At 65.2% G+C, this 12634-nt stretch carries 13 protein-coding genes; 9 read left to right on the forward strand and 4 right to left on the reverse strand.

The window, feature by feature from the left end:
- The first annotated feature begins 161 nt into the window (after nucleotides 1-161).
- From XH81_RS10120 to recQ, 4 genes are all read left to right on the forward strand, one after another.
- Nucleotides 162-1463, forward strand: coding sequence for an O-acetylhomoserine aminocarboxypropyltransferase/cysteine synthase family protein (locus XH81_RS10120; protein ID WP_028141929.1), 1302 nt, complete (start codon nucleotides 162-164; stop codon nucleotides 1461-1463).
- Nucleotides 1464-1475: 12 nt separating this feature from the next.
- Nucleotides 1476-2474 (forward strand): homoserine O-succinyltransferase MetA, encoded by a 999-nt coding sequence (metA, locus tag XH81_RS10125; protein ID WP_028141928.1) that lies wholly within the window; start codon nucleotides 1476-1478, stop codon nucleotides 2472-2474.
- A gap of 104 nt (nucleotides 2475-2578) precedes the next feature.
- The gene (locus XH81_RS10130; protein ID WP_028141927.1) at nucleotides 2579-3322 is read left to right on the forward strand and encodes a polysaccharide deacetylase family protein; all 744 of its coding nucleotides are present in this window, start codon (nucleotides 2579-2581) and stop codon (nucleotides 3320-3322) included.
- A 138-nt stretch (nucleotides 3323-3460) separates the two neighbouring features.
- Nucleotides 3461-5326 (forward strand): DNA helicase RecQ, encoded by a 1866-nt coding sequence (gene recQ, locus XH81_RS10135; RefSeq protein ID WP_028141926.1) that lies wholly within the window; start codon nucleotides 3461-3463, stop codon nucleotides 5324-5326.
- Between the two features lie 176 nt (nucleotides 5327-5502).
- Here the strand turns inward: recQ and XH81_RS10140 are convergent, their stop codons facing one another.
- Nucleotides 5503-6519 (reverse strand): 1-aminocyclopropane-1-carboxylate deaminase, encoded by a 1017-nt coding sequence (locus XH81_RS10140; RefSeq protein ID WP_028141925.1) that lies wholly within the window; start codon nucleotides 6517-6519, stop codon nucleotides 5503-5505.
- Between the two features lie 158 nt (nucleotides 6520-6677).
- Here XH81_RS10140 and XH81_RS10145 point away from each other — a divergent pair, with 158 nt between their 5' ends.
- The 3 genes from XH81_RS10145 (at nucleotide 6678) to XH81_RS10155 (ending at nucleotide 9016) form a co-directional block, all read left to right on the forward strand.
- Nucleotides 6678-7142 (forward strand): Lrp/AsnC family transcriptional regulator, encoded by a 465-nt coding sequence (locus XH81_RS10145; protein ID WP_028141924.1) that lies wholly within the window; start codon nucleotides 6678-6680, stop codon nucleotides 7140-7142.
- 43 nt (nucleotides 7143-7185) lie between these two features.
- A complete protein-coding gene (locus XH81_RS10150) occupies nucleotides 7186-8349 on the forward strand; it encodes a PLP-dependent cysteine synthase family protein (RefSeq protein ID WP_271596162.1) in 1164 nt (387 codons plus the stop codon).
- A gap of 106 nt (nucleotides 8350-8455) precedes the next feature.
- A complete protein-coding gene (locus XH81_RS10155; protein WP_028141922.1) occupies nucleotides 8456-9016 on the forward strand; it encodes a carboxymuconolactone decarboxylase family protein in 561 nt (186 codons plus the stop codon).
- A gap of 16 nt (nucleotides 9017-9032) precedes the next feature.
- On the opposite strand, the gene XH81_RS10160 is transcribed toward XH81_RS10155, so the two are convergent.
- Both XH81_RS10160 and XH81_RS10165 read right to left on the reverse strand, forming a co-directional pair.
- Nucleotides 9033-9278, reverse strand: a complete 246-nt coding sequence (locus tag XH81_RS10160) for a diguanylate cyclase (protein ID WP_085967929.1) — start codon at nucleotides 9276-9278, stop codon at nucleotides 9033-9035.
- Nucleotides 9279-9325: 47 nt separating this feature from the next.
- Entirely contained in the window at nucleotides 9326-10195 is an 870-nt protein-coding gene (locus XH81_RS10165) for a hypothetical protein (RefSeq protein WP_028141920.1), read from the reverse strand.
- Between the two features lie 216 nt (nucleotides 10196-10411).
- On the opposite strand from XH81_RS10165, the gene XH81_RS10170 reads away from it, so the two are divergent.
- Entirely contained in the window at nucleotides 10412-10657 is a 246-nt protein-coding gene (locus tag XH81_RS10170; RefSeq protein WP_038974719.1) for a hypothetical protein, read from the forward strand.
- Between the two features lie 9 nt (nucleotides 10658-10666).
- Here the strand turns inward: XH81_RS10170 and XH81_RS10175 are convergent, their stop codons facing one another.
- A complete protein-coding gene (locus XH81_RS10175; protein WP_028141918.1) occupies nucleotides 10667-11602 on the reverse strand; it encodes an alpha/beta hydrolase in 936 nt (311 codons plus the stop codon).
- A 120-nt stretch (nucleotides 11603-11722) separates the two neighbouring features.
- Here XH81_RS10175 and XH81_RS10180 point away from each other — a divergent pair, with 120 nt between their 5' ends.
- Nucleotides 11723-12610 (forward strand): branched-chain amino acid aminotransferase, encoded by an 888-nt coding sequence (locus tag XH81_RS10180; RefSeq protein ID WP_028141917.1) that lies wholly within the window; start codon nucleotides 11723-11725, stop codon nucleotides 12608-12610.
- Nucleotides 12611-12634 lie beyond the last annotated feature (24 nt).

Consider the following 12634-nt stretch of genomic DNA (forward strand, 5'->3'; position numbering starts at 1 on the left):
CGGATTCCGGCCAATTCGCCGACAAGCATTAGGGTTACTTCCTCGATCTCTAAGCGAATTATTGTCCGCTTTACCACCCGCCTCTAACACGGGGGCGGCGGACAACGCACATGCCTCATACAGGCCAATAAGTGCGGCCCGCCCCACGCGGAGGTGGCACGATGCGCAACGAGACGATCGCTATTCACGCCGGCTACGAGCCCGAAGCGACCACGCACGCGGTCGCCGTGCCGATCTACCAGACCGCGGCCTACGCTTTCGATAGCGCCGATCACGGCGCGGCGCTCTTCAATCTCGAGGCCGAGGGTTTTCGCTACAGCCGCATAGCCAATCCCACCAGCGCGGTGCTGGAGAAGCGCATCGCGCAGCTCGAAGGCGGCGTCGGTGCACTCGCGGTCGCGACCGGCCAGGCGGCGCTGCATTTCGCCTTCGTCAACGTCGCCGATCACGGCGGCAACATCGTTTCCGTGCCGCAGCTTTACGGCACCACGCACACGCTGCTCTCACACATCCTGCCGCGGCAGGGCATCACTGGCCGCTTCGCCGAGAGCGACAAGCCGGAGGCGGTCGCGAAGCTGATCGACGAGAACACCCGCGCGGTGTTCGCCGAGACCATCGGCAATCCCGCCGGCAATGTCTGTGATATCGAGGCGCTGGCCAACATCGCGCATGCACATGGCGTGCCGCTGATCGTCGACAACACCGTCGCAACCCCGATTCTGCTCAAGCCGTTCGACTACGGCGCCGACATCGCCGTGCACTCACTGACAAAGTTTCTGGGAGGCCACGGCACCACGCTCGGCGGTGCCATCGTCGATTCCGGGAACTTCCCGTGGGCGAAATACGCCGATCGCTTCCCGGCCTACAACAAGCCCGACGCCTCCTATCACGGCCTCGTCTATGCCGAGCGCTTCGGCAAGACCGCCTATATCGAGCGCGCGCGCAGTGTCTATCAGCGCACCATGGGCTCGGTGCTGTCGCCGTTCAACGCCTTCCTGCTGCTGCAGGGCATCGAAACCGTGGCGCTGCGCATGGAGCGCCATGTCGAGAACGCGCGCAAGGTCGCCGAATTCCTCCGCAAGGATCCACGCGTCGCCTGGGTCAACTACACCGGCTTTCCCGACAGCCCCTATTATCCGCTGGTGCAGAAATATCTCGATGGCAACGCCTCGTCACTGTTCACCTTCGGCATCAAGGGCGGGATGGAGGCCGGCAAGTCCTTCTATGACGCGCTGAAGCTGATCACGCGCCTCGTCAATATCGGCGATGCCAAGTCGCTGGCCTGCCATCCGGCCTCGACCACCCATCGGCAGATGTCGGCAGAGCAGCAGCGCGTCGCCGGCGTGCTGCCGGAAACGATCCGGCTCTCGATCGGCATCGAGCATGTCTCTGACATCATCGAGGACATCGACCAGGCGCTGGACAAGGCCTGCCTCTCGGCGCGCCTCGAGGCCGCGGAGTAGGCGGCGGCGTCAATGACGATCTTGATCGACAGGGATCAAGTCATATCGAGCCCGGCGCTGGTGCCGGCCGAGCGCGATCTCGCGCGCGATCACGGCGCTGAGCTCACGATCGGGCTCGTCAACAACATGCCGGATCCGGCGCTGAAGGCGACCGAGCGTCAGTTCTTGAAGCTGCTTCAGGCGGCGGCCGGTCCGCGCCGCATCCGCTTCCATTGCTTCTCGCTGCCCAGCGTGAAGCGCTCGCCGGAGGCGAAGTGGCATGTCGAGAGCGAATATTCCGACCTCTCCGATCTGAAGCGCCAGAAATTCGACGGGCTGATCGTGACAGGCGCCGAGCCGGTTGCGCCCGAGCTCGACCAGGAGCCTTATTGGCGTGACCTCGCCGACCTCATTGACTGGGCCAAGGCCAACACGCGCTCGACGATCTGGTCGTGCCTTGCCGCGCATGCGGCGGTGCTGCATCTCGACGGCATCGAACGGCGGCGGCTGCCGGCCAAATGTCACGGCATCTTCGATTGCGACGCCGTGACGAGCGATGCCCTGACGCGTGCCGCGCCGGCGCCGCTGAAGGTGTCGCATTCGCGCCTCAACGAGCTCGCGGAGAGCGACCTGGTGCAGGCCGGTTATCAGGTGCTGACACGCTCGGCGGAGGCCGGCGTCGACATTTTCGTTCGCCAATATGCCAGCCGGTTCGTGTTCTTCCAGGGGCATCCGGAATATGACGCGCTGTCGCTCCAGCGCGAATATCTGCGCGACATCGGCCGCTACCTTGCGCGGGAGCGTGAGAACTATCCGCGCCTGCCCGTGAGCTATTTTGACGCAGCGACGGAAGAGAAATTGGTCCGCTTCGAGAAGAAGGCGGCGCACCAACGCCATGCGGCGCTCACCAACGAACTGCCCGGGCTGAATTTGCGCGCCGATATCGGCGCCGGCAGTGCGGCCGCGGTGCTTTTCCGCAATTGGTTGCAATATCTCAGTGTGGAAACCGAAGCGCCGGCCCTTGCGCGTTAGCGAAGGATATTGGTTCCGCGTTAGGATTACCCAGGCGTTAGGCTTGCCTCGACCAGCGCGCGAATGTTTCAGTACAGATATACGGAATCACGGGAAACGCAGTCGTGTGGTCGGCACTCCAGGGACGCGTGAGCAATCGGCTGGCCCGGCATTTCCGCGCCGCGTCGCACCGGCTGCCTGCGCATGCGCCGATCGTGAGCTTCACCTTCGACGATGCCCCGGATAGCGCCGCAGGCGAGGGCGCCGCGCTACTGGAAGAGCATGGCGGCCGCGGTACGTTCTATCTCGCCGGCAGCCTGATCGGGCAGCCGTCGGACCATTGGCATGGCCTGTCGGACGATGCGATCGTGCGGCTTCACCGCGCCGGTCACGAGATTGCCTGCCACACCTTCTCGCATCAGAGCTCGGCCAATCTCGACGAGGCCGCGATGGCTCGCGAGATCGAGCGGAACCGCACCTATTTTCGCAGCATCGATTCCTCGATCAATCTGGAGAACTTCGCCTATCCCTATGGGATTGCCTCGGTCTGGCGCAAGCCGCAGCTCGCCAAGGCCTTCCGTTCTGCGCGCGGCATCCTTCCCGGCGTCAACAGCGACGTCATCGATCTCCAGTTCCTGCGTGCGTCGCCCTTGGTCAATTGTGAGATCGACAAGGCAGGCGTCGATCGCTATTTCGACGAGGCGGTGGCGAGCGGTGGATGGCTGATCTTCTACGGCCATGACGTCGCGGACGCGCCGAGCCCCTATGGCTGCACGCCGGACCTGATGCGTCATGCGCTGGAAGCCGCCGGACAGCGCAACATGCCGATCGTGACGGTCGCAGAAGCGCTGCGCAGGATCGGGGCGTAGGGCTTATTCACCTCTCCCCGTAGGAATGGGGAGAGGGAGGAAGCAGCCGCGCCTCGACCCTCAAACGCTCTTGCCACGCCGACGCCAGCATGCGACTGGCCTTGTGACGAATCTCTTGGCCTTGTTCCCCGAACGCCCATGAATGCCCCTTCCACCGCCCCGCGACCTGCGCCGGCCAACGGCCGCGATGCGCTGTCGGTGCTGCATTCGGTGTTCGGCCTGCCGGGCTTTCGCGGTTCGCAGGGCGAGATCATCCGGCACGTCACGGACGGCGGCAATTGCCTGGTGCTGATGCCGACCGGCGGCGGCAAGTCGTTGTGCTATCAGCTGCCGTCCCTGCTGCGCGAAGGCTGCGGCATCGTGGTGTCGCCGTTGATCGCCCTGATGCGCGACCAGGTTGCCGGCCTGCTCGAGGCCGGCGTCAACGCCGCCGCGCTGAATTCGTCGCTGACGCTGCAGGAGGCCTCCGACATCGAGCGGCGGCTGCTCGCGGGCGATCTCGATCTGCTCTATGTCGCGCCGGAACGCCTGGTGACGCCGCGGTGCCTGTCGCTGCTGGCGCAGGCCAAGGTGGCGCTGTTCGCGATCGACGAGGCGCATTGCGTCTCGCAATGGGGCCACGACTTCCGCCCCGAATATGTCGGCCTCTCCATCATCGCCGAACGGTTCCCCGACGTGCCGCGCATCGCGCTGACCGCGACCGCCGACGAGTTGACGCGCAAGGAGATCGTCGCGCGGCTTCAGCTCGCGGACTCGCCGCAGTTCGTCTCCAGCTTCGACCGGCCCAACATCCGCTACGAGATCGTCGACAAGCGCAGTGCGGTGTCGCAGCTGAAGGAGTTCATCCGGGAGCGCCATGCCGGGGACGCCGGCGTAGTCTATTGCCTGTCCCGCAACCGTGTCGAGGAGGTCGCCGCCGCGCTCGACGAGGCCGGCATTGCGGCGCTGCCTTACCACGCCGGGCTCGACAGCCAGGTGCGTTCGCGCAACCAGGACCGCTTCCTCAACGAGGACGGCATCGTCATCGTCGCGACCGTCGCGTTCGGCATGGGCATCGACAAGCCCGACGTGCGCTTCGTCGCCCATCTCGACCTGCCCAAGAGCATCGAGGCCTATTACCAGGAGACCGGGCGCGCCGGTCGCGACGGCAAGCCGTCGGCGGCCTGGATGGCCTACGGCCTCTCCGACATCGTGCAGCAGCGTCGCATGATCGACGAATCCAGCGCCTCCGACGAATTCAAGCGGGTCTCGATCGGCAAGCTCGATGCGCTGGTCGGCCTTGCCGAGACGCCGCACTGCCGGCGTCGGCGGCTGCTCGCCTATTTCGGCGAGATCGTGATGGGCGAGAGCTGCGGCAATTGCGACAACTGCCTGACGCCGCCGAAAATGCGCGACGGCAAGGTGCTGGCGCAGAAGCTGTTGTCGTGCGTCTATCGCACCGGGCAACGTTTCGGCGCGATGCATCTGATCGACGTGCTGGTCGGGCGCCTGACCGAGAAGGTGACGCAGTTCGGCCACGACAAGCTCTCGGTGTTCGGCATCGGACGCGAGCTCAACGAAAAGCAGTGGCGCACCGTGCTGCGGCAATTGGTGGCGATGGGGCATTTGCAGAGCGACAGCGAAGCCTATGGCGCGCTGAAGCTGACCGAGACCGCGCGCGGCGTGCTGCGCGGTGAGACCGAGGTGTGGCTGCGCGAGGAAGCGCCCGGCACGCGCCTTCGCGCAAGCCGCGGCAAATCCCGCCGCGGCGACCTTGCGCCCGCCGCCAACGCCCCGCAAGGCGATGTCGATCCCGAACTGCGCGCGCGGCTGCGCTCGTGGCGTTCGGACATTGCGCGCGAGCGCGGTGTGCCGGCCTATGTGGTGCTGCACGATGCCACCATCGACGGCATCGTCCGGGCCTGGCCGACGACACTCGACGAGCTGCGCAACGTGCCCGGCATCGGCGACAAGAAGCTCGAGCATTACGGCGACGAGCTGCTACAGATCGTCAGGACGCGGTAGGGCTTCTCGTCATCCCGGACAAGCGGAGCGCAGATCCGGGATCCATACCGCGTGATTTATCTTGGGGCACGGGGAGACGTTCTTCGCCAAACGTCTCCCTGGGGTTATGGGTCCCGGGTCTGCGCTTCCGCTTGCCCGGGACGACAGCGAGTGGAGGCGCGAGGTACGGCGCAGCCTCACCCATTCCTAAACGCGTAGGCATACCCGTTCAGCGCGGGCGCGCCGCCGAGATGCGCGTACAGGATCTTCGCGCCCTTCTCGAAATAGCCCTTCTGCGCGAGGTCGATCAGGCCCTGCATCGATTTGCCCTCGTAGACGGGGTCGGTGATCATGCCTTCGAGACGCGCGGTGAGGCGGATCGCTTCCTTGGTCTCTTCCGACGGCACGCCGTAGGCGGGATAGGCGTAGTCCTCGATCAGCACGACGTCCTCAGTGACGAGGTCCTTGCCGAGCTCGACGAGCTTTGCGGTGTTCTGCGCGATCTCGAGCACCTGTGATTTCGTCTGCGCCGGCGTGAAAGACGCATCGATGCCGATCACCTTGCGGGCGCGGCCGTCGGCGGCGAAGCCGACCAGCATGCCGGCATGGGTCGAGCCGGTGACGGTGCAGACGACGATGTAGTCGAACTTGAAGCCGAGCTCGGCTTCCTGCTTGCGCACCTCTTCGGCGAAGCCGACATAGCCGAGGCCGCCGAACTTGTGCACGGAGGCGCCGGCGGGAATCGCGTAGGGCTTGCCGCCCGCCGCCTTCACCTCGTCGATCGCCTGCTCCCAGCTCTTGCGGATGCCGATGTCGAAGCCGTCGTCGACGAGGCGCACGTCGGCGCCCATGATGCGCGAGAGCATGATGTTGCCGACACGGTCATAGACCGCGTCCTCGTGCGGCACCCAGGCTTCCTGCACCAGGCGGCACTTCATTCCGATCTTGGCGGCGACGGCGGCGATCATGCGGGTGTGGTTCGACTGCACGCCGCCGATCGAGACCAGCGTGTCGGCGTTGGACGCGATCGCGTCGGGGATGATGTATTCGAGTTTGCGCAGCTTGTTGCCGCCATAGGCGAGGCCGGAATTGCAGTCCTCGCGCTTGGCGTAGACCTCGACATTGCCGCCGAGATGTTCTGACAGCCGCTCCAGCTTCTCGATGGGCGTGGGGCCGAAGGTCAGTGGGTAGCGCGGAAATTTGTCCAGCTTCATGGGTCATCCCGATTGGCGTTGGTGTTGGCAGCTGCCTAGCATCGCGTCGGAAAAATGTGCTCTCGAATATTGCGTCAATGTTGCGCCATTTCTTGCGGAAATAGTGGCAAGCGCTAATAATCCTTCCAGAAGATTACCTGTTTATGAAAGCTTCTTTCATGGCTGCGCGGCTCGATCGCACCGACCTTAAGATATTGAGATTGCTCCAAAACAACGGTCGGCTGAGCAATGCCGAGCTGGCCGAAACGGTCGCAATCAGCCCCGCCACCTGCCACCGCCGCACCCAGCGCCTGCTCGAGGACGGCTTCATCGCCGCTGTGCGCGCCATGGTCGCGCCGAAGAAGGTGGCGAAGGGCACGCTGGTGATGGTCGGCGTCGTGCTCGACCGCTCGACGCCGGAGAGCTTTGCGATCTTCGAGCAGGCGATCGCCAAGCTCAAATTCGTGCTCGACTGCCACCTCGTCGCTGGCGACTTCGACTATTTCCTGAAGATCCGCGTCGGCGACATGGAGGATTTCAACCGCATCCATGGCGAGCAGCTCATCGCGCTGCCCGGCGTGCGCCAGACCCGCACCTTCTTCGTGATGAAGGAAGTCGTCGACAACGCGCCGTTGGAATTTTGAGCGCGCCCTTGATGCGCAATGCGTGTCGTGAGAGATTCGCTCGATGCAGACATTTCCCTTCCGCCCGCACAATCCGGCCGGACCGGCCTATCGGCGCGGCTGGGTCGACGAGGCCGTGGCCGCGATCGAGGCCGACCAGTGCCGCACAGCGGACACGCATCTGATCCGGCTGATCGTGCCGGCGCTATCAGGCATCGACATCTATCTGAAGGATGAGTCGACCCATCCGACCGGCAGCCTGAAGCATCGCCTCGCGCGCTCGCTGTTCCTCTACGCGCTCTGCAACGGCCACATCCGTGAAGGCACGCCCGTCGTCGAGGCCTCGTCCGGGTCGACCGCGGTGTCGGAGGCCTATTTCGCGCAGATGATCGGCGTGCCCTTCTACGCCGTGATGCCGCGCACGACCTCGGCGGAGAAGATCGCCGCGATCGAGCATTATGGCGGCAATTGCCATCTGATCGACGACGGCCGCGCGCTGTATGCGGAGGCCGCCGCGCTCGCCGCGCGCCTGAGCGGCCATTACATGGACCAGTTCACCTTCGCCGAGCGCGCGACGGACTGGCGCGGCAACAACAACATCGCTGAATCGATCTTCACGCAATTGCACGGCGAGCCGCGGCCGTTGCCGGACTGGATCGTGATGGGCGCGGGCACCGGCGGCACCTCGGCCACCATCGGACGCTATCTGCGCTATCGCCAATATCCGACGCGGCTCTGCGTTGCCGATGTCGAGCATTCCGCCTTCTTCGATTGCTTCCGCTCGCAGGACCGGTCTCGTGTGTGCGACCGCCCGTCACTGATCGAGGGCGTCGGCCGTCCGCGCTGCGAGCCCTCCTTCGTGCCTGGCCTGGTCGACCGCATGATGAAGATCCCGGATGCGGCCACGATCGCGGCGATGAACGTGTTGTCGCGCCGGCTGCGCCGCCCGGTGGGCGGCTCCACCGGCACAAATTTCCTGGCGCTGTGCCGGCTTGCCTCGGAGATGCGCCAGTCGAACGCGACGGGATCGCTGGTGACGCTGATCTGCGATTCCGGCGAGCGCTATCGGCAGACCTATTACGAGCCCGCTTGGCTGAAGGCGCGCGGGCTCGATCCGACGCCGTTCGAGGCCAATTTGTCGTCGTTTCTCGCGACAGGTGAGCCGCTGACGCTCGCCGTCGACGATTTCGCAAATCCCCAGAGCGCACGAGGCCCCGAGGCGACATAATCGAATTTGTCGGAACGCCCGCCTGGCGTGCGATGTCACGGCAACTTCACTTGCGTTGCGCGCACCTGCGGGCAAGCCTCGTATTCTCAACGAGGAGATCTCCACCGTGCGCCTTCCCATTCTCGATCCGAAGGATCTGACCGACGAACAGAAGCCGCTCTATGACGACATGCGAGCCGGCATCAAGGACCACTTCAAGGGCTTCGTGAACATGCGCGACGACGGGGCGCTGCTCGGGCCCTGGAATCCCTGGGTCCGCGAGCCGCGCTTCGGCAAGCCGGTGTGGGAGCTGGTCAAGGCGATCGCGTCGAACCCGCTGCTGCCGGCCCCGGTGCGCGAGGTCGCCATCCTCGTCACCGGCTCGCACTTCCGCTCCGGTTACGAGCTCTATGCCCATGTGCTGGTCGCCGAGCAGCGCGGCCTGTCTGACGAAAAGCTCGCGACCATCGTCGCCGGTCAGCGGCCGGTGGATCTCACCAGGCAGGAGGCTATCGCGTATGACGTGGCGTCCGCGCTGGTCAGTGGCGGCGTGCTGCCGGAATTGACCTGGCGCGCCGCCGTGAAAGAGTTCGGCGAGCACGGCGCGGCCGAGCTGTCCTATCTCGTCGGCATCTATTGCATGGTCTCGGTCACGCTCAACACGTTCGACGTGCCGGTGCCGGACTAAAAGCCGCGTCCTTCGATCACTCCGCCGCCTTGCTTTCAGGCGGCGGGGGCGCGAAGGCGATGCAGCGGTTGCGGCCCTCGGCCTTGGCCTGGTAGAGCGCATGATCGGCCGCGCCCATCAGCGCGTCGATGCCGGACATGCTGACGGCGGCCTCGGCGATCCCGACGCTCACGGTGAGGCCGAACTGAATTTCGCCGGCGACGATTTGCGCGCTCATCACACGTTTGCGGATGCGATCGGCCACGGTCCTTGCACGAGACAGGCTGGTCTCGGGAGATCCGGTTTACCACCTATCCACCATGATCCCAGTCAGTTGCGGACCGCATAGAGCGGCGTTCGCAACGTCACCTGGTAGGACGGCTTCGGCATCCAGGCGATCTGCGCGGTGATGCCGAACAGGCGGTTGTCGTTGTCGTCCATGCGATCGAGGTCGAGCCGCAGGATCGGCTGCGTGAAAGACTCCGCCAGCGTCCGGCCCGCGAGCTGCGCCCCGCCGAACGACTGCATGCCGAGGCGCCCGGTGAACTTCCAGTTGCTCGGCCATTGGTAATAGCCGCCGGCATAGAGGATCGTGTTGGGCCGGATGCTGGCGAACGGACTGGCGATGGTGGTGGTGGTGTACTGCACGCCGGCCAGCCAGCCGCGCGTCTCGTCCTCGTCGAGCGCGTAGTCGAATTCCAGGATGTTGTTGAACGAGTTCGTCATGCCCTGATCGTTCGGCACCGATTGCGTCAAGGTCGATTGCAACGTGATGGTCGGGATCGAGCCGCCATTCTGCCGATAGATGTCGGCCTGCACGCCAATGTTCCAGCTTGTGACGTCGAACGTCGACCAGCCGCCGATGTCGGTCGTCGAGCCCGACACGCCGCCATAGAGCGAGACGCGGTCGCTGACGTCGACGGTCAGCGGCAGGTCGACGGCAATCGATTTCGCGGCCGGCAAGCCGTTCGACAGCGCTGCGCCTCTGCGCACCGCCAAAGCCTCGAGCGCGGCCGACAGTGACGTGTTGCCGAAGCCGAGCCCGAGCGCGCCCGCCGGAATCGTCGCGTAGGTCGTGCGCAGATCGAGATAGATGTTCGGGACCGCCGGCTTTGCCGGTGCGCCCTCCTCGGCTTCGGCGGAGAAGGCGGCGCTGGTCGAAATCGCCAGACAGGCCAGTCCCATTGCGACAGTGCGCAGAGCCGGACGATGCGATAGGCAGTGACTGGGCACGTGACAATCCGACGCGCGGGGACTGTGTGGCGAAATCGTGTGCTAGATGGAACGTGATCGCTCCCGTGGTCAAGCGCTATCCGCAAACGATGGACGGCATCGATGTGCGCGGCTACCCTGTCGTGATTGCACCGATACGCTTCGCCGGCCAGAGTGCAGGCCGGGCAATGGAGGACGACAGCCATGACCACGTCACGCCGCATCCTGCTCGCCGGAATGGCGGGGCTCGCCGTCGCTCCGACCGCTGTCGCGGCCGCACCCGCGCCAGTGCGCGATGACGCGACGGTTGCCGAAGAACGCTTTGCGCGCCTGATCGCCGCGGCGCATGCGCCCGACGTCACCTGCGCCCGGCAGGCCGAACGTTATGCGGACGCGCATTGGCCTGACTATGTTGTGGCAGCGAGGGCCGTTATCGATGCGCGCGCCTGATACGCGCTCTTACCTCGCAACCGCTCGTCGCACCTGCTCGCCGATCTGCGACAGCACCAGCTGCGCCTGCGGCAGGATCGCGCCCATGGCGTGGAAATTGTGAACCATGCCGTCGTGGCAGACATGCTCGACGGCGACGCCCGCGGCGAGCAGCTTGCGGGCATAGGCATTGCCTTCATCGCGCATCGGATCGTACTCGGCCGTGTGGATGATCGCGGTCGGCAGACCCGTGAGCCGTGTTGCCCGCAAGGGAGAAACGCGGGGATCGGCGGTGTCGATACCGTCAGGCAGATAGTCGGAGAGATCGGCCTCGATCGTGACGCGGTCGATCAGATGGCCCTCGGCAAAGGCCTCTCGTGAGGGCGAGGTTTCCTCGAAATCCAGCACCGGGCAAATCAGGCATTGAGCGGCGATGGCGAGGCCGGCGGTCTGCGCTGCCTCCTGGCACACGATCGCAGCGAGCGTTGCACCCGCGGAATCGCCGCCGACCACCAGACGGTCCGCATCGATGCCGAGCGACTCGGCCTCGCGCGCGACCCATTCGGTGGCGGCAATCGCGTCATCGACGGCGGCAGGGAATTTGTGCTCCGGTGCGAGCCGGTAGTCGACCGAGACGAGGCGGCAGCCGGTGGCATGCGCCAGCGCCGCCGCGATGCGATCATGCGTGGCAATGCCGCCCGCGACCATGCCGCCGCCATGGAAGAACACGAAGCCCGGCGCACGCTGATCGGCATTTGCAGGCGTGTAGAGCCGATAGGGCAGTTCGCTGGCGCGGCCGGGCATCATACCGTCGCGCACCGTCACCTCCGGCGCATCGGTGCGCGCGTACTGCATCAGCTTCGCCAGCGATTGCCGCCGCGCCTCCACGCTCGGCCGGCCCCTCGCCCGCGGCCCAGCCGCAGCCATCATGGTCAACAGGCGCTTTGCGAGCGGATCGAGCGACATGCTGCTTCCTTTTTCCCCTGGCAGGAGAGGGTAACCCACCAATTCCGCGCAGGGAATCATTTAGATGTTGCGTCCAATAGTGGCGCTATATTGCGGCAGCACGCCAAGGGGAGGCCTGATATGGCCGAGATCAGGAAGCCGATCGAATATTCGCCGAGCTGGACCTTCTTCGAGGGTAAATGGCACGACGGCAATGTGCCGATCATGGGCCCGCGCACGCATGCGGCCTGGCTCGGCTCGATCGTGTTCGACGGTGCACGCGCGTTCGAGGGTGTTGCGCCCGATCTCGATCGTCACGTCGCCCGCGCCAATCAATCCGCGATCAATTTTGGCCTGAAGCCGGTAGTCGATACCGGCACCTGGCTCACGCTCGCAACCGAAGGCATTGCCCGCTTTGCGGCCAATGCAGAGCTCTACGTCCGTCCGATGTATTGGGCGCAGAACGGCTCGGGCGGCGGCGTGCTGTTCGACCCCGAGACCACCAATTGGTGCCTGTGCATCTACGAGGCGCCGATGCCCAAACCCGTCGGCAACGCCATCACCCTGTCGCCATTCCGCAGGCCGACCGCCGAATGCGCCCCGGTCGAGGCCAAGGCGGCCTGCCTCTACCCGAACAATTCGCGTGCGCTCGCGGAAGCCGCCTCGCGCGGCTTCCAGAACGCGTTGATGCTCGACATGCTCGGCAACGTCGCCGAGTTCGGCAATTCCAACGTGTTCATGGCCAAGGACGGCGTGGTCTATACGCCGGTGCCGAACGGCACCTTCCTCAACGGCATCACGCGCCAGCGCGTCATCACCCTGCTTCGCGGCGACGGCGTCACCGTGGTCGAGAAGACGCTGCGCTATGCCGACTTCCTGGCTGCCGACGAGATCTTCTCCACCGGCAATTTCGCCAAGGTCGCCCCGGTGATCCGCATCGACGAGCGTGAGCTGAAGCCGGGCCCGTTCTACACCCGTGCGCGCAAGCTCTATTGGGACTTCGCGCATGCGGTGAAGCTGGCGGCGTAGCTGCCATTTACTCCGCTGTCATCC

Source organism: Bradyrhizobium sp. CCBAU 25360, assembly GCF_028128695.1.
GTDB lineage: Bacteria > Pseudomonadota > Alphaproteobacteria > Rhizobiales > Xanthobacteraceae > Bradyrhizobium > Bradyrhizobium ottawaense.